The sequence below is a fragment of the Nocardia gipuzkoensis genome (genome assembly GCF_021183645.1).
GTDB classification, from domain to species: Bacteria; Actinomycetota; Actinomycetes; order Mycobacteriales; family Mycobacteriaceae; genus Nocardia; species Nocardia abscessus.
This window is the reverse complement of the sequence record NZ_CP089225.1, coordinates 5870355-5892009: the sequence shown is the minus strand read 5'-3', so window position 1 is coordinate 5892009 and position 21655 is coordinate 5870355. Positions and strand designations below refer to the sequence as shown.

The following is a 21655-nucleotide window of genomic DNA, read 5'->3' as shown; positions in this document are numbered from 1 at the left end:
GTAGCTGTCAACACACGGACATCTGCCTGCCCTCTTGGGGCCACCGAACGTTAACTGGTGCGATACTACAGACGTGGCCGCTACCGACGATCGACCCGTCTGGGCTGTCCGAATGCGTTCCGAGCGTGACGCGAGGGGGTGGTCGCAAGCCGACGCTGTTCGCGTGATGCGTGGAAAGTCTTCGCACAACCTGCCGACCGACAGTACTCTTCTACGCAACTGGCGCCGTTGGGAATCGGGCGAATCACGCCCCGACGACTTCTACGCGCCCATCATCGCCGCCACCTTCGACACGGTGACCGCGGCGTTCTTTCCCAAGGTGAGACCGAACCGGGACGACGAATTGCTCTCGGCGACGGGCATGGACACGCTCGAGTTCATCGGCAGACTGCGCATGTCCGATGTGTCCTCGGTGACACTGGAGGCGATCCGGATCACCGCCGAACGCCTGTGCTGCGAATACTCCTACGCCGACCCCCACGACCTCCACACCGAGGGCACCGCGTGGCTGCGCAGGATCACCTCGTTGCTGGACGGTCGCCTGACTCTGGCGCAGCACCGCGAAATCCTCGTTCTCGCCGGATGGGTCGCACTCCTGGTCGGCTGCGTCGACTACGACCTGGGCCGGCGCACCGCCGCCGAGGCGACCCGCCGGGCCGCCGAATCGCTCGGCCAGGAGGCGGAGAACACCGAGATCGCGGCGTGGGCAGCGGAAATGACCGCGTGGTTCGCGCTCACCCAGGGCAACTACCGCGGCGTCATCGAGACCGTGCAGCCGACGCTGGAAGTAAGCCAGAACCTGCGCGTCGGTGTTCAGCTCGCCGCCCAGCGTGCCAAAGCCTGGGCCAGGCTGGGCAACCCGCGCGAGGTGGAAGCCGCGCTCGATGACGGGCGAGCTATCTTGGAGCGACTCGAACACCCCGCGAATTTGGACAACCATTTCGTGATCGACGCGAACAAGTTCGACTTCTACGCGATGGACTGCTGCCGGGTCGCGGGCGAGGATCGGCTCGCCGAAAGCTACGCGCGCGAGGTGATCCGCAACGCGACCCGTCCGGACGGCACGCTGCGCAACCCGATGCGCGTCTCCGAGGCGCACCTGACGCTGGCCGTCGTCGCGGTGCGCGATCACGATCTGGAACTGGCGTTGGCCGAGGGCAAGCGCGCGTTCGCGGGCAGCAGGCGCTCGCTGCCGTCGCTGATGTGGATCGCGGGCGAAGTCGCGCGGGAGATCATCGAGCTCTACCCCGGCGACCCGCGCACCCGCGCGTACCTGGAGCAGTTGCGTTCGCTGTCCGTCGAGTGAGCCGCTCCGCGCCGCAGCCACGGCGAACGGTGACGAACCGGACGCGGCCACGCCGAACACCGGAACGTCGTGCAGGCGGCGACCGGCCCGCTACTACCCTGTTCCCGGTGACCGACTCCGATGACGGCTGTGCCGATACCCGCTGGGACGACCGGCTGCGGCTGTTCTCCTTCGCCACCGCCGAGCGGCGCGCCGACTACCTCTGGGTGCTGCGCGCGTTCGACAGCGCGCGGGCGGCGTACGTGGTGTTGCTGCACGCGGACGACGTCGCGGAGTGGATCGAACGCAACGGAGCCACGCTGCGTACGCCCGATCTGCTCGGCACAAACCAACCGGTCGCGACCCAGGCAGGCGTAGCGCACACGACCGAATCGCGCACACCCTCTCCGAATCCGCACGAAGGCGACGGACGGCACCCGGAAACCGATGTGCCGGAACGCTCTCCGGACACGATCACCGGTGTCACGGCGCCACGGCTGACCGCCGCCGAGATCGGTCCGTTGCTCGACCAGCTCCACCAGTGGGGTGTGCTGGAGCGCAGTTACGACGGAACCCGCGCGGCCACGCTGGCCGAGTATCGTAACCGGCACTACGTGTACCAGTTCTCCCAGGCGGGATTTCAGGCATACCGGGCGGTTGCCGGTGTGCTGAACGCCCGCCTCGATGATGCCTCGCTGTCACGACTGGTGTTGCCGGAACTGCTGGCCGATCTGCACACCCTGGCCGAGGCCAACCGGGCCGGCGACGCCGAACGCGTCTACCGCACCCTGCGCCGCCTCGACACCGCGTTGTCCGACCTGGCCGCCCGTGCCGCGCACTTCTATCTGGGACTCGGCGATCTGGTCCGCACCACCGAGATCACTCCCGAATCGTTTCTCGCGCACAAGGACGCGCTGCTGGCGCACATGCGGGAATTCAGCCTCGATCTGGCCCGGTTCACGCCGCGGCTGGCAGCCGCGATCGCCGAGATCGAGGAGACCGGAGCCGACGACCTGATCGCCAGGGCGGCGCGCAGCGACGAACGGGTCCTGCTGAGCATCGAGGAACGCCGGTCGGATTGGCAGGCCAGGTGGGACGGACTGCGGACCTGGTTCGTCATGGCAGGCAGCGGTGAGTCGGCGCAGGCGACGGAAGCCGAGCGGCTGCGCGAGGCCACCATGAGCGCCATCGCCGCGGTCCTCTCGCTGCTGCGGCGGGTCACCGAGACGCGGCGCGGCGGGGTCAGCCGCGAATCGGCGCTGCGGCATCTGGCCGGCTGGTTCACCGCGGCGCCGACGGTGGACAGCGCCCACGCGCTGTTCGACGTGGTGTTCGGGCTGGGCAAGCCGCGGCATCTGGCGATGGAGCACCCGGACGCCGACGTGATTCCGGCAATTCGATCTTGGTGGGACGCACCGCCGTTGGAGATCTCCCGCACGCTCGCCGAGACCGGCCGCCCGCCCTCGGCGGGAGCGCCCGCGCGCATCCATCGCAACGACGCGGGCATCCGCCGCCTGCGCGAAGCGCAGTTGGACGCGCAGCGGGCGCGCGCCGAGGCCGCCAGGTCGCTGGCTTCGGGCGACCTGCACGAACGGGTCCTGGACGAGCGGGAAACCGAAGTACTGCTGCGGCTGCTGGACGCCGCGTCCACCGCGTGGGTTCCGGTGCGCGGCCGGGTGGCGGGCACCACCGGCACCGACAGCGGCGTCACCCTGACGGTGTCCGAGCACGAGGGCCCGACCGTCGTGCGCACCACGCGCGGTCTGTTGCGCCTGAACAACCGGTCGCTGAAGATCGAGACGACGAGCAGGACACGGCCGCAACCGCGCGGGGAGCGCGGCTGATGCACGCACGCACGATCGACCCGCTCGCACTGGACAACTACCAGCGTGCCGCACGCGTCATCCTGGCCAATCATCTGGTGACCCGCACCTACCCGGACCGGATCGCGCTGCCGCTGATCCGCCGCTGGGCCACCGAGCTGCGCGAGGACCTCGCCGAATTGTTCGGTTATCGGCTCGAAGTCACCGAGACCACCGCGCGAGTATTCCCGGTGCCCGACCGCCTCGACGCGGGCAGGCCCGCGCGCACGCCCGCCGAGCGCGTCTTCGACCGCCGCCGCTACGCCTATCTCGCCCTGGCGCTCGCCGCGCTGGGGCGCGCTGGGGACCAGATCACGCTGTCCGAGCTCGCCGATCAGGTCGCCGCCTACGCGGGCCGGGTGGACGGCCTCGAACTCGCCACCGACCGGGCCGCCGACCGCGACGCGTTCGTCGACGCGGTGGGCTGGCTGACCGTGCGCGGCGCGCTCACCTTGGCCGACGGCGACGCCGGCGGCTGGGCCAGCGATCCGGAAGCCGGTGAAGCGCTCTACGACATAGACCGGCCGGTGGTCTTCGCGCTGTTCCGGCCGCCGCGGGCATTGCAGCATCTGCACACGGTCCGCGGGCTGCTCGCCGAAGAGCCCACGGTCACCGGGGTTTCCGCGCACGCGACGAGCACCGCCGAGAGGGCGCGCCGGGTGCGCAGGGCACTGGTCGAACAGCCGGTGGTGTACGTCGAGGATCTCGCACCCGAAGAGCGCCCCGTGCTGGCCCAGGACCGGGTCGTCGCGGATGTCGAGCTGTTCACGGGGCTGCGCGCCGAGCGCCGTGCCGAGGGAGTAGCGCTGATCGACACCTCGGGGCGGTTGTCGGACGTGCGGTTCCCCGGGACCGGCACCCTCGCGCAGGTCGCGTTGCTGCTGGCGGGCGAGATCGCCGACCGCGTGCTGGATATCGACCATCCACTGCCGCGGCGCCCCGCAGGCCCGGACGCGGGCGAGGCCCTCGCCGACCGGCTCGACGAGGCCATTCCCGAGTCCACCGTGTTCGCACCGCTGGCCGAGCTGCGTGCGCTGGATTACTCCGCGGACGAGTTCGATCCGCCGGACGACAGCCGGGAATCGGCGCACCCACCGGCTCCGTCCGGCTACCCGCTGATCGATCGTGCTTGGCTGCGTGAAACGGTGCAGGCGCTGGCCGATCGCTACGGCGCCACTTTCGCCGCGCAGTGGCAGGCCGACGTCGCGCGCCTGACCACCGAGGTGGTGGCACTGCTGGAGCGGCTGCGGCTGGTGCGGATGGTCGACGACGGACTGCTCGTGCTGCCCGCACTGGCTCGCTACCGTGGCGCGGTCGTCACGGTCCGCACCAAGCGGGCCGCGGAATTGTTCGTCATCGCGGCCGACACCTACGGCACCGGGACGGAAGGGAACTGAGGCATGTCGCTCATTCACGGCGGAGTGCGGTTCACCCCGACCCGCGCGGGGATCGTCAACCTGTGGGACTACCGCGACCAGGAGTTCTGTTTCGCCGACGGCAGATTGGTCCTGCGCGGCCCGAACGGCTCGGGCAAGACCAAAGCGCTCGAGGTGCTGTTCCCCTTCGTGCTGGACGGACGGATCGAGCCGCGCAGGCTCAACCCGTTCGCCGGTGAGGAACGCACGATGAAGTCGAACCTGCTCTATCGCAAGCAGGACTCGGCCTACTCCTATGTCTGGATGGAGTTCGCCCGCGGTCGCTGGGACGACCCCGAGGCGGTCACCGTCGGCATCGGCATGCGCGCCACCCGGTCCTCGGACAAGGTGACCCGCTGGTATTTCGTCGCCGACGGGCGGGTCGGTGTCGACTTCTCCCTGATCGGTCCGGACGACCGGCCGTTGACCCGCAAACAGCTCGCCGAGCAGATCGGCACCGATTCGATCGTCGACCGGCCGGTGGACTACCGCAACGCCATCGACGCGCGCATGTTCGGTCTCGGCGCGCAGCGCTACGACCAGTTGATCAACCTCATCCTCACGCTGCGCCGCCCGCAGCTGGCCAAGAACCTCGACCCGCGCGGCCTGTCGCAGGCGCTCACCGACGGCCTGCGCCCGCTCGACGAGCAGCTGCTCCTGGACGCCGCGCGGTCGTTCAGCGATATGGAGGAGGTGGGCCGCACCCTGGAGGGTTTGGTGCATGCCGACACCGCGACCAGGGCTTTCGTCGACGTGTACCGCAGATACCTTGCGGTGCAGGCCAAGACGGACGTCGACCAGGTGCGTGCGCGGCTCGACGCGGTGACCCACGCCGGTACCGCGTTGTTCGCCGCCACCGCGCTGCGCGAGCGCAGGGAGACCGAGCGCGCCGCCGCCGAGGCCAGGGCCGAGGACGCCGACCGCGCCTACGAGCAGGCCCTCGCCGATCGGGAGAATCTCCAGCGTTCCAGCGCCTACGAGGGCAAACAGCAGCTCGACGACCTGGCCGACGCGGTGCGGCGCCTGGAGACCTCGGCGGGCGTGCACGCCGACAAGGCGCTCAAGGCCCGCCAGACCCTGGACCAGCGCACCGAGGAGGCCGAGCGGGCGCGAACCGCGGTGCGCACCGCCGCCGCCGCACTCGCCCGCGGCGAGGACGACCTGCGCGACGCGGCCGAGGAGGCGGGGATCGCGTGGACGCCGCTGCCTGCCGGGGCGCGAGCCGATCAGCTCACCGCGGCGGTGCGCGGGCACGCCGAGGAGCGCGACGCCGACGTGCGCGCGGTCCGCGCGGCGCTGGCGTCGGTGGACAGCGCAGCCGCAGAACGCGCCAGGGCCGAGCGGCTCGCCGAGCGCGCCGGTGAACTGCGCGACGCGGCCGCGGCGGAGGTCGCGCACGCCGAGGCGGCGGTCGCGCTGACCCGCTCCGAGGTCGCGGCCGCGCTGCGCGCCTGGTGGGACGAGTACCGCGAGGTCTACGCTCCCGTGCGCGGCGGCCTGTTCGAGACGCTGAACGCGGCTCTCGCCGAAGCCGGTTCGGATGCGCCGACGGTCGCCGAGGTGCTGAGTGAGCGCGCCGACCCCTTGCTCGAGGAGATCCGCACGCGGCGCCAAGAGGCGCGCGCCCGTGCGGCTGCCACCGCCGCGCGCATCGGTGAACTGACCACCGAACGCGAACGGGTCACCACTCGGCGAGACGACGCGCCACCGGTATTCGCCGGCCGCGACGGCCGGACCGGGGACCTGCCCGGCGCCGCACTGTGGCGGCTGGTGCGCTTCGCCGACGACGTGACCCCCGAGGCCGCGGCAGGCATCGAGGCCGCTTTGCACGCCGCGAATCTGCTCGACGGCTGGGTCTGCCCGGTCGGCGAACTGCCGCCGGACTACCGATCCGACCAATTCCTGGTGCCGCTGCCCGCGCCGGACCGACCGGCCGGTCGTACCCTCGCCGACGTGCTTGTCGTCGAGGACGATTCGGACACCCTGGCCGTGCCCAGGCAGGTCGTCGCCGACGTACTCGCCTCCATCGCCCTGCACGAGCACCCGGGCGAATCGAGCGGCGCGGTGGCCATCGCGGCGGACGGGGCGTTCCGGCAAGGCGTGCAGGTGGGCAGGCACCGCAAGGCCGAAGCCGAGTTCATCGGCGCCACCGCGCGGGCCAGGCGCCGCGAGATCCGCGCGGCCGAACTGACCGCCGCCCTGAGCTCAGCGGAGGAGGAGCTGCGCGCCGCCGAACAGCAGGAAGCCGATGCCACCGCCGCACTCGCGCGAATCACCGCCGCCGCCAAAGCGCTTCCGCGCCCCGCCGCGGTGACCACCGCGTTGCGCGCCGTCGCCGAGGCCGCGGGCGTGCTGCGGTCGCGCGCGGAGGCCGCAGCCCAGGCCGAACGCGATCTCGACCAGGCGGTCGCGGAGATGTCCGTCGCGGAGAAGAAGCTGCGCGCGGCCGCCACGGCGCACCGCATGCCGCGCAGCGCGCGCGAGATCGACGCCCTCGCCGCGGCCATCCGGCACTTCGAGAACACCGGCGCGACACTGCTGCGGCTGCGCGGCGATCACGAACGAGAACGGGAGCGCGAACGCGAAGCCGAGGACCGTTCGACCGAGGCGGCCGACCTGGCCGAGGCGTTCGCCGAAGAGGCCGAGGCCGCGCGATCCGGTTACCAGGAACAGGTGCGCAAGCTCGAAACCCTGCGCGAGGCGCTCGGTGCGGGCGCGGCGGACATCGATCGGGAATTGGAGCAGGCCCGGCAGCGGATCGAGGCGACCAAGGCCGAGCAGAAAGCCGCGCGCAAGGCCGCCAACGAGGCCATCGAGGCGGTCGGTGACGCCGAAGCCGCCTACCGCACCGCGCACGAGTCCCTCGCCACCGCGCTCACCGAGGTGCTGGCCGAGGTGAAAGCCCTTGCCCCGTATGCCCGGCCGGATCTGCTCACGCTGCTCGGCGCGCCCGCCGACGGACGCTGGCCCACCAGCGACGCCGCGTGGTCGACGCCCGAGCAACTGCTGTACCGGATCTCGACGGCGGGACCGGATGCGCCACCGCGGGTGCTACCCGACGAAGTCGCCGCGCTGTTCGACAGTCTCGCCACGGCCACGGCATCGGTGCGCGCGAGCGAGGCGACGCGCAAGACCACCCGCACCGCGGTGACCGGTGCGCTGCAGGAATTCGACGCCGCGCTGTCCCGGTCCGGCCGCGATTACCGGCTGCAGTGGGACGCCGCCGACGGTCTCACCGTCGTGCAGGTGCACGACGAGCACGGCGTGTCCGCGCTTGCCGACTTCGCCGCCCGCATCGACGCCGCACGCCGTGACCAGGAACTGCTCCTCACCGACGCCGAGCGGCGCATCCTGGAGGACGCCCTGCTGACCGGCCTGGCCCAGCAGATCCACGAACGCACCAGCGACGCCCGCGATCTCATCGCCAGAATGGGCGCGGAGATGAAGCAGCGGCGCATGTCCTCGGGCAACACGATCGGCGTGCACTGGGTGCTCGCCGACAGTCTGTCCGACGCGGCGCGCGCGATGTGCAAGCTGCTCGACCGGGATGCCTCGGCGCTGACCGCGGAGGATCTGGCCGCGATCCGGGCGCACTTCGCCGCCGAGATCCGGGCGGCCCGCGCCGCGCATCCGGAACGCTCCTACCCCGAGATTCTCGCGGCGACCCTGGACTACCGCACCTGGCGGGTGTTCTCGTTCACCTTGATCTCCGCCGACGGCAGCGAGGACAAGCTCACCGTCGCCAGGCACAGCGCGCTGTCGGGCGGCGAGCAGTCGGTGTCGCTGCACCTGCCGCTGTTCGCCGCGGCCCACGTCATGCTCGATTCGGCCGATCCGCAGGCCCCGCGCCTGCTGGCGCTGGACGAGGCGTTCGCGGGCGTGGACGACAACGGCCGCAGCGAATTGCTCGGGCTGAGCGTGCAGTTCGACCTCGACCTGTTCATGACCGGCTACGACCTGTGGATCACCTATCCGCACGTCCCGGCGTGCGCGCACTACGACCTGGCGCACGCGGCGGCGGAGAACACCGTCAGCGCGACCCTGCTGGTCTGGGACAGCGGCGACCTGCTCGCCGAACACGAGGGAACCGATCTGACCACCGCACTCGGCTCCCCCGATCGCCGACGGGTGCCCAGCACGATCGAGGGCGGGCTGGAACTCACGCCGGTGACGTAGCCGTCCGGCATCGCCGCGCGGAAGACGGCACCGGGTCGCGCGACGGTTCAGTCCGCGGGTTCCCGGCGGGCGGCGTCGAGCAAGGTGTCCAGCAGGCCGGGGAAGCGGGCTTCGAGGTCGTCGCGGCGCAACGACAGCAGCAGTTCTCGTCCGGAGGGGCGCTGCCAGATGACCCCGGCGTCGCGCAGCACCCGCCAGTGGTGGGTCAGATTCGACTTGGCCACCTCCGGCAACACCGAGCCGCAGGTGTGCTCGCCGCCGTCGGCCAGTATCCGCACCACCCGCAGGCGCAGCGGGTTGCCCAGTGCGGTGAGCACATTGGTCAACCGGATCTGCGCTCGCTCGGGATGTGCCGCGATCACACCGACCAGGCTAGCGCCAGGGTCGGCGTATAGTCGAACTGTACGTATTTATTCGTACAATCGAATCGTTCGGGAGGTTCTCGTGGGCGTCGGCAGCGACCGCTTCGACGGCAAGATCGCACTGATCACCGGTGGGTCCAGCGGCATGGGCTCGGCCACCGCACGACGGCTGCTCACCGAGGGCGCGCACGTCGTCATCACCGGGCGCGACAAGAGCCGCCTCGAGGCCGCGGCCGAAGAACTGGGCGACGCCGACCGCGTGCTCGCGGTGGCCGGCGACGCGGCCGATCTCGGCGACCTCGACGCTCTCGTCGCCGCCGTGACGCAGCGGCACGGCAGGCTGGATGTCGTCTTCGCGAATGCGGGCATCGCGGCGTTCCAACCGACCGAGACCATCACCGAAGCCGAGTTCGACCGTGTGGTGGATACCAACTTCAAAGGCGTGTTCTTCACCATCCAGAAGACCCTCCCCCTCGTGGCGGATCACGGGGCGATCGTCGTCAACGCCTCCTGGGCACTGCATCGCGGGGTGCCCGGCGCATCGCTGTACTCGGCGACCAAGGCGGCGGTGCACAACTTGGCGCGCAGCCTCGCCGCCGAGCTGGCGCCCCGGCGCATCCGGGTCAATTCCGTCAGCCCGGGCTACATCGCGACACCGTCGTTCCGCGCGAACGTCTCGGCCGAAGCGCAGGCCGCGATCAGCGCCACGGTGGCGGCGGGGCGCGTCGGCACCGCCGAGAACGTGGCCGACGCCGTCGCCTTTCTCGCATCCGGCGAGGCGTCCTATGTCAACGGGCAGGACCTGCTCGTCGACGGCGGGCTGATCACCGCCATTCCGGACCCCATGGTCTAGCGCCCGGCCTGCCGGTGCGGTCAGCGCACACTCGCGTCCGGCTTCATCGGCGGGCAGTTCGTACCCGGGACGGTGGCCAACTCGAAATGCCACCATTCGTTTTCGAATGTCCGGCACAGCCCCCAACGGTTGCCGTTCACCTCGAGCCAGCGCGCACCCTGCTGCGGGCCGACGTCGATCGCCTGCCCGGACACATGGGTGGACTCCTCCGGCGGCAGCACCCAGCGACGCGCGTCATCCGGACCGTAGGTCGCCACACCGTCCTCCCACAGCGCCTGCTGCTCGGCGGGCGTGCGGTATCCGGACGTGATGGACAGTGGCACCCCTTGGGCGCGCGCCTCGCGTTCGGCGAGGGTGTACGCCAAGGCCAGCGCGGGATCGAGCCCCTCCGTGCCCGTCGCCGAGCCCACCGATTCCCGTTGATCGACGACCACGACGTCCGCCTGCGCCTCCCCTGCCAGCACACCGGTCGCGACCAGCGCGGGAAGCACCGCCACCGATAGCGCCGCCACCATCCGACTCCGCCCAGCATTCTCGAGCACCATGCGGCGATGCTATCGCCTGCGGTCACCTATGCCGGGTATGCCCCGATCGGAGCCCGCGCTCGGCGCCGACGACGGCCGCTCCCGCTGCGCCACCAGGCAACGCCACCACGTCACCGCACCCCTCCCGGCCTCCGGGGTCAGGGCGTGACATCGCGATAGACACATGGTCGCCTGCTCCCCGGTCTACGGTCCGCCAGCTCTACGACCCGTCACGCCCCGGCTCCACAGGCAGCCCCCAGCGTGTGGACAACATTCAGCGAATTCCACAGAGAACTCCACAGCTTGGGATAATACTGACATCGCATGCCCGATATGCACCCAATTGTCCTGATGCAGCAAATATTTCGCGCCACATGGAAAACCGCCTGTCCACAATCTATTCCAGTGCTGTGGATCACAGTGCGGCCTTGGTGGCTACCACTCCCGGATTGCCCGGATCGACGGGGAATTTGGGCGATTCGCGATCGAATCGACGTTGCTACGGGCCAGATTCGTCCATTTCGGCCGGTATGTCGCAACGCCGGGAGACCGGTCACGACGCGAGGGCGCACCCGGCCGAATTGCACTGCGAGCCAAGGGCAGCGAGCGGTATCGAGCCGCACACGCACTGCGGGCGGCTATCGGCTCGTGCCGACAGCCGCCCGCGAGTCGAGTGGGCTATCCACAGGTGTAGGGAATTTCACATTCCCTCCCCAGCTATGTGAAGACCGGCCGCATCGGACATTCCGACTGAATCACGCGGACGGCGGACCGTCCAGTGCGCTCGGACCCAGCCGCGCGGCAGCCACCCGAACGCCGCTGCGGTGAATCGACTCCGCCGCTTGCCTATTGCGCGCGATCCGCTCCAGGATCTCGTCACCGTGCGCCCGGGCGTAGGCGAGCGCCACCCTGATCTTGCTCGCGTTCAGGTCCGACTTCGCGCTGAGCACGGCGATCCGGCTGTCCACCGGGCCGCCCAATTCGCGCAGGCGCGCAACGACTTCCCAGACCTCCGGCCCCGCGGCCAGCGCGGCGCGGCGGTCGTCGAGCGGACCGCGGAAGACGATCCCCGGGTGGTCGAGCTGGTCGACGCCCTCGTGGATCAGCCGATCGAGCAGTGCGGTACAGCTGGTTCCCTCCCGGGCAGCGCGACCGGCCAACCGGATGGCGGCCGACTCGGTGATACACAACGCCGTCGGTACTGGTCTGGACATGCTCATAGCTCCCCTCGACCTGCATCGGTGCCGGAATCAACGGTGTACTCCGCTAAGCGTGCCCGCTGCGACGACATCGAAGCCCCGGTGATCGGCAGGACATCGACGTGTCCGCGGCCTGCCGCATGCCGGTCGAGGAAGGCTCAGACGCGCTCCGTGGAGCGGGTACGCACGCGCAGCGCGATCGGCTTCTGCGTTTCGGCGAAGAAGTCGTTGCCCTTGTCGTCCACGACGATGAACGCGGGAAAATCTTCGACCTCGATCTTCCACACCGCTTCCATGCCCAGCTCGGGGTATTCGAGCACCTCGACCGACTTGATGCAGTCCAGCGCCAGCCGGGCGGCCGGTCCGCCGATCGAACCGAGGTAGAAGCCGCCGTGTTCCTTGCACGCCTTGGTGACCTGCGCGGACCGGTTGCCCTTGGCGAGCATGACGAACGAGCCGCCCGCGGCCTGGAACTGGTCGACGTAGGAGTCCATCCGGCCCGCGGTGGTCGGGCCGAAGGAACCGGACGCGTAGCCCTCCGGCGTCTTGGCCGGGCCCGCGTAGTAGACGGCCATCTCGCGCAGATAGTCCGGCATCGGCTCACCGGCGTCGAGCCGCTCCTTGATCTTGGCGTGCGCGATGTCGCGCGCGACCACCAGCGGACCGGTCAGCGAAAGCCTGGTCTTCACCGGGTATTTGGACAGCTCGGCGCGGATCTCGTCCATCGGCCGGTTCAGGTCGACCCGCACCACGTCGCCACCGAGAATGGCGTCGGTCTGCTCGGGCAGGTATTGGGCGGGCTCGCGCTCGAGCTGCTCCAGGAACACGCCCTCGGCGGTGATCTTGGCCAGCGCCTGCCGGTCCGCCGAGCAGGAGACCGCGATGGCGACCGGGCAGCTGGCGCCGTGCCGGGGCAGGCGCACGACCCGCACGTCATGGCAGAAGTACTTGCCGCCGAACTGCGCGCCGATGCCGAAGGACTGGGTCAGCTTGAAGACCTCCTCCTCCAGTTCCAGGTCGCGGAAGGCGTGCGCGGACAACGATCCCTCGGTGGGCAAATTGTCCAGGTAGTGCGCGGAGGCGTATTTCGCGGTCTTCAAGGCGAACTCGGCGCTGGTGCCGCCGATGACCACCGCGAGGTGGTACGGCGGGCACGCGGCGGTGCCGAGCGAGCGGATCTTCTCGTCCAGGAATTCCAGCATCCGCGTGGGATTCAGGATGGCCTTGGTCTCCTGGTACAGGAACGACTTGTTCGCCGAACCGCCGCCCTTGGCCATGAACAGGAACTTGTAGGACGGGTTCGCCGGATCGCCCGCGGTGGAGTACAGCTCGACCTGTGCGGGCAGGTTGGAACCGGTGTTCTTCTCCTCCCACATGGTGATGGGCGCCAGCTGCGAGTAGCGCAGGTTCAGCTTGGTGTAGGCGTCGAACACGCCCCGGCTGATCCACTCCGCGTCGTCGGCTCCGGTGAGCACACCTTCGGACTTCTTGCCCATGACGATCGCGGTGCCGGTGTCCTGGCACATCGGCAGGACGCCACCCGCGGAGATGTTGACGTTCTTGAGCAGATCGAGCGCGACGAAGCGATCGTTGCCGCTGGACTCCGGGTCGTCGATGATCTTGCGCAACTGACCCAGATGCGCCGGGCGCAGAAAGTGGCTGATGTCGTGCATCGCCGTTTCCGTCAGCAACCGCAGCGCCTCGGGCTCGACCTGCAGGAACCTGCGCCCGTTGTGCTCGAAAGTGCTGACGCCCTCGGTGGTGAGCAGCCGGTATGGGGTGTCGTCCGCGCCGGTCGGCAGCAGATCTGAATAGCGGAAGTCCGGCGCGGTCACCAGTCGCACTCCTTTGGATGGGCCCGAACACAGGACGGCCGGGCTGGTCACGAGCACAGCGAGCCTAGCCACCGCCGTACGCGCCACTACTGGTTAGGCAACCCTATCTCGGACAGTCGGTCCGAAAGGTTGCACGTTCAACCCCGGTGATGCTACCTCTCATCTCTGAGAAAACGCCCGTGTCCGGGTCCCTCCGCGCGCACACTGTTCGCGCGCCGCACGGCGGGACGCGGAACGTTCGGGACACGTCAGAGTTTGGAGCGCTATCGTGACCGATCCCCATTGGCTCGATGACGTCGAGATGCGCGCCTGGTTGGGGTTCGTGCGCACCCGCGACATCATCGCCGCGGCGGTCGGGCGGGATTCCACCAGGGAGTCCGACCTCACCTACGTCGAATACTCGGTGCTGGCCTATCTGGCCGAGACGCCGGACCACCGGCTCACTTTCGCCGAACTCGCGGCCAAGCTGGAGTGGTCGCAGAGCCGGCTCTCCCACCAGATCACCCGGATGGAGAAACGGGACCTCGTCGTGCGCGAGCCGATCCCCGACGACGCGCGCCGCACCGCCGCCAAGCTCACCCCGCGCGGCGCCGACGTGCTGACCGGCGCCGCGCCCGCGCACGTGGAGAGCGTGCGCAGGCACATGATCGACATCCTCGATCGCCAGCAGCTGGCCGCCCTGGCCGATATCTACGACACCCTGCTCGCGCACCACCGGCGACCGGCGGCGGAGAGCTGATCGCTCAGGCGGGCGTGGCCGCGTGATCGGCGGGAGCGCTTGCGGCACCGGACGCTTCGGGCACGCCGAGCGCTCGCTCGAACCCGGCGGGCACCACCAAGTCCGAACGGTCCAGCTCGGTGACGCGCGTCTTGCGCAAGCCCAGCAGCGCCGAGTCGATGCCGCCGCGCAGGATGTCCAGCACGTTCTCGACCCCGGCCTGCCCGTTCGCGGCGAGTCCCCACAGGTAGGCGCGCCCGATCATGACCGCCCGGGCACCCAGGGCCACCGCTTTCACCACGTCGCTGCCGCGCCGGATGCCGCCGTCGAGCACCACCTCGATCTGCGAACCCACCGCGTCGGCGATCACCGGCAGCGCGCGGATCGCGGCCGGGGTGCCGTCGAGGTTGTTGCCGCCGTGGTTGGACACCGAGATCGCGGCGACGCCCGCGTCGACCGCACGGTGCGCGTCGTCGACCCGCATCACGCCTTTGAGCATGACCGGACCGTCCCATTGCTCGCAGATCCACCGCACGTCCGCCCAGTCCGGCGCGGGCGTGCCCATCCACTCGCCGTATGCGCCGAAGAACCCGGGCGCCTGCCCATCGCCGACAGCCATGTTCGGCGCGGTCAGGTCGGGAATGCTGCCCGACCGCGCATAGGTCGCCAGCCACTTCGGGCGCGCCAGGGTCTGCGGCGCGAACTTCAGCATCGTGCGCAGATCGAGCTTCTCCGGGATGACCGGACTCCCCCAGTCGCGCCCGTGCGAGAACGACCAGTCGAGCGTCAGGATCAACCCGACCGCGCCCGCCTCCTTGGCACGGCGCATCCGCTGCGCGATCTCGTCCTTGCCGCCGCACCAGTACAGCTGGAAGAACGTCGCGGGGTTGGCCGCGATCACCTCTTCGATCGGCTTGCTGGCGAACGAACTCAGGCCCATCGCGATGCCGCGCGCGGCGGCGGCCCTGGCGACGGCGACCTCACCGTCGGGGTGCACCGCCTGCACACCGGTCGGCGAGATCAGCACCGGCATCGAAAGCTGCTGTCCGAGTACGGTCGTCGACTGGTCTCGCTCGCCGATCGGGCCCGCCACGTGCGGCGCGAAACCCAGTTCGGTGAATGCCTTCTGATTGTCCTCGATGGTCTGCCCGCGCTCGGAGCCGGCGATCAACGCGCCGTACACCGATTTCGGCAGCCGCTTCTTCGCCCGCCGCTGCGCTTCGGCGACGGTCTCGAACCACGGGTTCATGTTCCGGTCCTTTCCGGGGAGTTCTCCGGCCACCAGAGCCGGGTTCGGTCGATCAGGTCGGTGCTCAGGTGATCGAGCAGGGCCGCGCCCTCGGCGGCGGTCGCGCCCGACGGGTCACCCAGTACGCCGTTGGCGCTCACCGCGCGCACTCCGCCCGCCCGCAGCAACGGCAGCAGTTCGGCCAGCGGGCGGGTGTCCCCCGCCGCGGCGCGGTCGCCCCGCACGCGCTCGGGCGCCAGCGCCAGTTGCAGTGCCGTCTCCGACCGGCCCGCGTGCGGGTCGCCGTCGAAGCGCGGCAGGTACAGGCGCACGTCACGTGACTCGGAGCGCAGCAGATCCCGCGCCCGGCGCAGCGGTTCGATGTTGCCGCCGTGCCAGTTGACCAGCAGGACGCGGTCGAAGGTGTCGGTCGCCGACCGGCACAGCTCGACCACCAGCAGTTCCAGCGCCGCCTGCCCGATCGACAGCGTGCCCGGAAAGCCCGCGTGCTCGCCGCTGGCGCCGTACGGGATCGCCGGGCCGACGAGCACCTCCCGCCGCGCCGCGGCCAGGCGGGCGCACAACGCCGTGGCGACGTCGGTGTCGGTGGACAGCGGCAGATGGGGGCCGTGCTGCTCGGTGGCCCCGACCGCGACGGCCAGGATCGCACCCGCGGTGGCGCGCGCGCCCGCCTCGGGCCAGGTGAGATCCGCCAACATGCCGCGACATTATCGTCAGTCACTGACATAATCAAGGGCGCTGGTCGGCCGAGCACAATCAGACGATGCTGGAGAACCGGACCACGCGCGGCCGCCCCCGGGGCACGACCAAGCGCGACCTCGAACTGATCGCCATGCGCCTGTTCACCGAACAGGGCTTCGACGAGACCACCGTCGAGCAGATCGCCGCCGCCGCCGGCATCAGCGGACGCACCTTCTTCCGCTACTTCCCCACCAAAGCGGAGGTGCTCTGGTGGCAGTTCGACGACGAGGTCGCCGCCTTACGCGCCGCGTTCGCGACCGTGCCGGACGACGTCCCGTTGATGACCGCCGTGCGCCGAGTCGTGGTGAGCGCCAACCAATATCGCGCCGAGGATGTGCCCGAACTGCGCACCCGCATGCAGCTGGTCGCCACCGTCCCCGCGCTCTCGGCCACCGCGGGCGCGCACTACGACGCCTGGGAGCGCGCCGTGAGCGCCTTCGCGGCCGGGCGCATGGGCGAACCAGCCGACGCGCTCATCCCCCTCGCGGTCGGGCGGACCACGCTGGCGGCGGCGCGGGCGGCGTTCGACGCCTGGCTGGCCCGTGCCGACGCGGATCTCACCGTCTATTTGGACGAGGCGCTCGCAGCGCTGGAACGTGGGTTCGCTACGGTGCCGTGAGATCCGTCGCACTCGAACATCAGGCGAACAACCGGCAGGTTTCGTCGGCGACTCGGGTGGGGTATGACTAGGCTCGGATCGGCTAGCGCCGAACGCACGAAGTTCCCGACTCAACCGTCGAAAGGGGCAGGAGTTTCCATGTCCGAGGTGTCCATGAGCCTTTCGGCGGATTCCCTGACCGCGGGACCGGTCGACAATCTGCTCCCGCAGCTGGTCGAGCACCTGCGTCAGAACCGCACCGCGCTGCGTGAGGAATGGGCCCGGCGCATCACCGATGCCCAGCTGCTCACCGCGATGACCCCCGAGGAGATCTTCTCCGAAGCCACCTCGGTCTACGACAACTACGTCGAGGTGCTCGAGACCGGTAGCGTCGAGGCGCTGCAGGCCTACGCGCGCGACCTGTCCGAGCGCATCATCCCGCGGGGCGTCGAGACCGACGAGGTGCTCGGCATCGTGCTGCTGCTGCGCGACGTGCTCGCCCGGTCGCTGTTCGAGAAGTACCAGGCGGACTTCGAGCTGCTCAACGCGGTGCTCGACGCCTACGAACCGGCCGCCAACCGCATCGCCAACACCGTGGGCGTGTCCTTCGTCCAGGAGCGCGAGCGCGTCATCCGGCAGCAGCAGGAAGCCATCCGCGAGCTGTCCACGCCGGTGCTGCAGGTGCGCGAGCAGCTCCTGATCCTGCCCATCATCGGCGTGCTGGACAGCCAGCGCGCCCGCCAGCTCACCGAGCAGCTGCTGCGCGCGATCCGGGCCAACCGCGCCAAGGTCGTCGTCATCGACATCACCGGTGTCCCCCAGATCGACTCCACGGTGGCCAACCACCTGGTGCAGACCGTCGACGCGTCCGGGCTGATGGGCGCGAACGTGATCATCACCGGCCTGTCCTCGGAGATCGCGCTCACCCTGGTGACCATCGGCCTGGATCTGTCGAAGATGAATGCCGTCGGCGACCTGCAGGGAGGTATCGAGGAAGCCGAACGCCTGCTGGGCTACGAGGTTTCCCGCGCCACCGAACGGGTCACCGAACGCGACGGCCGCTGATCAGGCGGGCACATGCCGGTACCGATTCTCAAACAGGGCACGTATCTCATCGCGTCGGTGCAGTCCGCGCTGACCGACGCCGATACCGAACGCCTGCAGGACGACCTGATGAAACAGGTCAGCAAATATCGGGCACACGGCATCATCGTCGATGTCACCGCCATCGACGTGATGGATTCGTTCGCCGCGAGATCGTTGCGTACCATCGCGCACATGACGCAGCTGCGCGGCGCCGAAACGGTGATCGTCGGTCTGCAACCAGAAGTCGCGTTCGCCATGGTGCAGCTCGGTCTCACCTTCGAGGACATGCACACCGCCCTCGATCTGGAAGAGGGCCTCGCCTGGTTGGACCGAAAGACCCCAGCCCGTCGCCAGCGAGACGGTCGTGACAGTGGCCGCTGAGAACGTGGTGATCGCGGTCAGGGTGTCCGGGGACATCGTGACCGCACGTCAGGCCGGACGCGAACTGGCAGCAAAGCTCGGATTCACCCTGACCGACCGAACGATGATCTCCACCGCGATCTCCGAAATCGCCCGCAACATCACCAGTTACGCGGGCAGCGGAGAGATCCGCTTGCTGGTCGATGACCGCGAGGGCCGTCAAGCCCTGGTCGTGCAGGCCGAGGATCAAGGTCCCGGCATCAACGACATCGCCCGTGCGCTGGAGGACGGTTACTCCACCGGACGCGGTCTCGGGCTCGGGCTTCCCGGCGCCCGGCGGTTGATGGACCGGCTCACCGTCGACTCGGCGCCGGGACGCGGGACGCTGGTGGAGATGTGGAAGTGGGTACCGAACGGTGCATGAGGACGGGTTCATCGGCCGGATCGAGTGGGCGGTGGCCGGTCGCGCACTGCCCGGTCAACAGGTCTCCGGTGACCGCGGCGTCGTCCTCGACACCGGCGGCGGCACAGTCCTCTTCGCGGTCCTCGACGGCCTCGGGCACGGCGCCGCCGCGGCCGACGCGGCCGACCGCGCCGCGCGTGTGCTGTCGGAGAACCGCGCGGAACCGCTGGACGTGCTGATGGTGCTGTGCCACCGGGCGATCGCCGACACACGGGGAGCGGCGATTTCGCTGGCCCTGTTCGACGAGGGCGACCGGGTGCGCTGGCTCGGCGTCGGCAATGTCGAATCCCAGGTGCTCACCGCGGGTCCGGCGGGCCTGACCGTGCACGCGACCGTCCTGCTCACCGCGGGCATCGTCGGCTACCGCCTGCCGGCGAACCTTCAACCGCAGTCGGTCTCGGTCCGTCCCGGCGACCTGCTGCTGATGTCCACAGACGGCATCGTCACCGAATCCGCCACGCTGATCGACCTCTCCAAGTCCACCGCCGATATCACCGCCGACATGCTCGCCCGGCACGCCAAGGACACCGACGACGCGCTGGTGCTGGCGGCGCGGCACCGCGGCGCGCGAGGGACGGCCGAATGAGCGCCCTGCTGGCCGACTTCCTGGACGCCTACGCCGACGCGCTACGGCGGCACATGGATTCGCCCACCCAGGCCGGCCTCGCGGAGGGCTACGAGCTGGGCAGGCGCGCTCTGGTCGAGGGCATCAGCCTGCTCGATCTCACCGAGAACCACTTCCGGGTAGTCCAGGAGGTGGAGCAGCGACAGCACGCGATCTCCGCCGAGAGCGGCGAATCCGGCGGCGCTCGCCTGCCGGAAACCGCGCTGGAATTCCTGTTGCAGACGCTCGTCCCGCTCGACATCGCCACCCGCGGCTACCTCGACGGCACCCGCCGCTACGAACAGCAGCGTTCCCGCGCCGACGATCTCGCCGGACGCGACGCCTTCCGCACCGCGCTGGTGGAATCGCTACAGGACGGCTTCTTCATCGCCGACGCGCAGGGCACCATCATCGAGGTCAACACCGCCTTCGGAGCCCTCACCGGCTACGGGGCCGCGGGCGTCCCCTACCCGCTGCCGCATCCGTGGTCGAGCCCGGAGGGTCCGCGCTATCCCGATCTGGGAACCGAGGCGCAGCGCTTCGTGATTCCGATCCGCCACCGCGACGGACGCAACGTGTGGCTCGCGGTGAGCACCAGCGCGCTGATCAGACCGGAGGGCAACGAACGGATCTTCGTCGGCACCATCCGCGACGTCACCGCCGAACACGACGCGCAGGCACGCGACCAGGCCGCGTCCCGGCTCGCCACCGCGGTCGGCGCGGCCACCAGCGTGGTCGAGGTGCTCGCCGTCGGGCTCGACGAGCTGCGCCGCACGGTGGGCGCCCAGACCGCGGTGGTGGCGGTGTGGCCCAGCCGCAACGCCGCACCGGAGGTGTACGTCTCCGGCGCGGGCGCCGACGGCGCGTCGCACGACGGCATCGCCTCCCTCGACGACCCGTCGCGCGCACTGCTGGATCGGGCCAGGCGCAGGCCGCCGCGCAGCCTGCTGGCCATTCCGGACGGGGCGGAGAGTTCCGAGGGCATCGTCGCGCCGCTCGGCGAGGTCGGCGACGCGGCCATGTGGTTGCGCTTCGCCGCGCCCCGCGCGATCAGCGCCGCGGACTGGACGCTGTTCTCCCTGTTGATCGGCCACCTGAGCCTCGCCGTGCAGCGGGCGCGCAACTTCGACCAGGCCCGCGCCACCTCGCTGACCCTGCAACGCGCCATGCTCGGCCCGATCGACCTGCCGCCGCGTTTCTCGGTGCACTACGAGCCCGCTCTGCCGCCGCTGGAAATCGGTGGCGACTGGTACGACGTGGTGCCGCTGCGCGACGGCACCATCGGCGTCGTGGTCGGCGACTGCGTCGGTCGTGGCCTGTCCGCCGCGGTCGTGATGGGCCAGTTGCGGACCGCCGCCCGTGCCCTGCTGCTGCGCGGTGCGGGCCCGGCGCAACTGCTGGCCGAACTCGATACCGTGGCCGCGCGCATTCCCGGCGCCATGTGCACCACGGTGTGCGCCGCCGTACTGGACCCGGTGCGCGGGCTGGTCCGCTACAGCAGCGCCGGCCACATGCCGCCGATTCTCGCCGACGTGGCCAAGACCGGCCGGCTGCTCGAGGGCGGACGGTCGGTGCCGCTGGCGACGTTCGATCCGCCACGGCGCCCGGAGGCCACCACGGCGGTGGCGCCCGGTTCGACGCTGGTGCTGTTCACCGACGGCTTGGTCGAACATCGTGGCGTCGACATCGACGACGGGTTCGCCAAGATCGCCGAGGTACTCGCCGACACTTCGGGACGGCTGCCGCGCGAGGTGGCCGACGCGGTGCTGTCGCGCCTGCGGCCGGCCGCCGGTTACGACGACGACGTGGCCATGGTGGTCTACCGCCAGCCGCCCGCGCCCCTGCGGCTGGACGTGCCCGCGCGGGCCGACGAACTCGCGCTGCTGCGCCGCACGCTGAAGGGGTGGATGGCCGCCGCGGCGGTGCCGCACGACCTTGCCGCCGACCTGGTCGCCGCGGCCAACGAGGCGTGCAGCAACAGCATCGAGCACGCCTACCGCAACGACGCCAACGGCCGGGTGCGGCTGTCGGCCACCTGCGATATCGACACCGTCGTCATCGTGGTCACCGACACCGGTGACTGGAAACCACGGGCTTCCGATCCCGGCTATCGCGGCCGCGGCATCGATATGATGCGCGCGCTGACCGAGGAGCTGGACATCGACCACTCCGGGCCGGGCACGACGGTCCGGATGTCGGTGACGCTGCCTGCCATCACTTTTCCGGTGGCCAATCCGTTGCGGGGGACGAACCGCCGTATTGCCGGCTGACGAAACAGTCACGGACCGAGGGGCGCTCGGTCGCAAACGACCGCGTGCCCGACCG

At 70.1% G+C, this 21655-nt stretch carries 18 protein-coding genes; 12 read left to right on the top strand and 6 right to left on the bottom strand.

What is annotated here, in order from left to right; genetic code table 11:
* The first annotated feature begins 166 nt into the window (after window positions 1–166).
* The 4 genes from LTT66_RS26925 (at window position 167) to LTT66_RS26910 (ending at window position 8738) form a co-directional block, all read left to right on the top strand.
* A complete protein-coding gene (locus LTT66_RS26925; protein WP_233069411.1) occupies window positions 167–1306 on the top strand; it encodes an XRE family transcriptional regulator in 1140 nt (379 codons plus the stop codon).
* A gap of 155 nt (window positions 1307–1461) precedes the next feature.
* The gene (locus tag LTT66_RS26920; RefSeq protein WP_408638871.1) at window positions 1462–3129 is read left to right on the top strand and encodes a TIGR02677 family protein; all 1668 of its coding nucleotides are present in this window, start codon (window positions 1462–1464) and stop codon (window positions 3127–3129) included.
* Window positions 3129–4544, top strand: a complete 1416-nt coding sequence (locus LTT66_RS26915; RefSeq protein ID WP_233061223.1) for a TIGR02678 family protein — start codon at window positions 3129–3131, stop codon at window positions 4542–4544. Before LTT66_RS26920 ends, LTT66_RS26915 begins: the two co-directional genes overlap by 1 nt.
* 3 nt (window positions 4545–4547) lie before the next feature.
* The gene (locus LTT66_RS26910) at window positions 4548–8738 is read left to right on the top strand and encodes a TIGR02680 family protein (RefSeq protein WP_233061221.1); all 4191 of its coding nucleotides are present in this window, start codon (window positions 4548–4550) and stop codon (window positions 8736–8738) included.
* A gap of 47 nt (window positions 8739–8785) precedes the next feature.
* Here the strand turns inward: LTT66_RS26910 and LTT66_RS26905 are convergent, their stop codons facing one another.
* On the bottom strand, window positions 8786–9100 hold the full coding sequence (locus LTT66_RS26905) for an ArsR/SmtB family transcription factor (protein ID WP_233061220.1): 315 nt from the start codon (window positions 9098–9100) through the stop codon (window positions 8786–8788).
* 82 nt (window positions 9101–9182) lie between these two features.
* Here LTT66_RS26905 and LTT66_RS26900 point away from each other — a divergent pair, with 82 nt between their 5' ends.
* On the top strand, window positions 9183–9953 hold the full coding sequence (locus tag LTT66_RS26900) for an SDR family NAD(P)-dependent oxidoreductase (protein ID WP_233061218.1): 771 nt from the start codon (window positions 9183–9185) through the stop codon (window positions 9951–9953).
* A gap of 20 nt (window positions 9954–9973) precedes the next feature.
* Here the strand turns inward: LTT66_RS26900 and LTT66_RS26895 are convergent, their stop codons facing one another.
* The 3 genes from LTT66_RS26895 to LTT66_RS26885 all read right to left on the bottom strand — a co-directional run bounded on the left by LTT66_RS26895 (window position 9974) and on the right by LTT66_RS26885 (window position 13511).
* A complete protein-coding gene (locus tag LTT66_RS26895; RefSeq protein WP_408638870.1) occupies window positions 9974–10468 on the bottom strand; it encodes a M15 family metallopeptidase in 495 nt (164 codons plus the stop codon).
* Window positions 10469–11232: 764 nt separating this feature from the next.
* Window positions 11233–11691: a hypothetical protein gene (locus LTT66_RS26890; protein WP_233061214.1), complete on the bottom strand. Its 459-nt coding sequence runs from the start codon at window positions 11689–11691 to the stop codon at window positions 11233–11235.
* A gap of 143 nt (window positions 11692–11834) precedes the next feature.
* A complete protein-coding gene (locus LTT66_RS26885; RefSeq protein ID WP_233061211.1) occupies window positions 11835–13511 on the bottom strand; it encodes a fumarate hydratase in 1677 nt (558 codons plus the stop codon).
* A 268-nt stretch (window positions 13512–13779) separates the two neighbouring features.
* Here LTT66_RS26885 and LTT66_RS26880 point away from each other — a divergent pair, with 268 nt between their 5' ends.
* Complete coding sequence (locus LTT66_RS26880; protein WP_233061209.1) at window positions 13780–14250, top strand: MarR family winged helix-turn-helix transcriptional regulator; 471 nt, start codon at window positions 13780–13782, stop codon at window positions 14248–14250.
* Between the two features lie 4 nt (window positions 14251–14254).
* Here the strand turns inward: LTT66_RS26880 and mftD are convergent, their stop codons facing one another.
* The gene (mftD, locus tag LTT66_RS26875; RefSeq protein WP_233061207.1) at window positions 14255–15478 is read right to left on the bottom strand and encodes a pre-mycofactocin synthase MftD; all 1224 of its coding nucleotides are present in this window, start codon (window positions 15476–15478) and stop codon (window positions 14255–14257) included.
* Window positions 15475–16176, bottom strand: coding sequence for a mycofactocin biosynthesis peptidyl-dipeptidase MftE (gene mftE, locus LTT66_RS26870; protein WP_195067430.1), 702 nt, complete (start codon window positions 16174–16176; stop codon window positions 15475–15477). Before mftE ends, mftD begins: the two co-directional genes overlap by 4 nt.
* Before the next feature lie 65 nt (window positions 16177–16241).
* Between mftE and mftR the strand changes: the two genes are divergently transcribed.
* From mftR to LTT66_RS26840, 6 genes are all read left to right on the top strand, one after another.
* Window positions 16242–16838, top strand: coding sequence for a mycofactocin system transcriptional regulator (gene mftR, locus LTT66_RS26865; RefSeq protein WP_043693147.1), 597 nt, complete (start codon window positions 16242–16244; stop codon window positions 16836–16838).
* Window positions 16839–16976: 138 nt separating this feature from the next.
* Window positions 16977–17882 carry an STAS domain-containing protein gene (locus tag LTT66_RS26860; protein ID WP_043726559.1) on the top strand — a complete coding sequence of 302 codons (906 nt, stop codon included), beginning with the start codon at window positions 16977–16979 and terminating at the stop codon, window positions 17880–17882.
* A gap of 12 nt (window positions 17883–17894) precedes the next feature.
* Window positions 17895–18284, top strand: a complete 390-nt coding sequence (locus LTT66_RS26855; protein ID WP_040779629.1) for an STAS domain-containing protein — start codon at window positions 17895–17897, stop codon at window positions 18282–18284.
* On the top strand, window positions 18274–18687 hold the full coding sequence (locus LTT66_RS26850; protein ID WP_051046624.1) for an ATP-binding protein: 414 nt from the start codon (window positions 18274–18276) through the stop codon (window positions 18685–18687). Before LTT66_RS26855 ends, LTT66_RS26850 begins: the two co-directional genes overlap by 11 nt.
* Complete coding sequence (locus LTT66_RS26845; RefSeq protein WP_181724800.1) at window positions 18680–19312, top strand: SpoIIE family protein phosphatase; 633 nt, start codon at window positions 18680–18682, stop codon at window positions 19310–19312. Before LTT66_RS26850 ends, LTT66_RS26845 begins: the two co-directional genes overlap by 8 nt.
* The gene (locus LTT66_RS26840; RefSeq protein WP_233061205.1) at window positions 19309–21600 is read left to right on the top strand and encodes a SpoIIE family protein phosphatase; all 2292 of its coding nucleotides are present in this window, start codon (window positions 19309–19311) and stop codon (window positions 21598–21600) included. The genes LTT66_RS26845 and LTT66_RS26840 overlap by 4 nt, the downstream gene beginning before the upstream one ends.
* Window positions 21601–21655 lie beyond the last annotated feature (55 nt).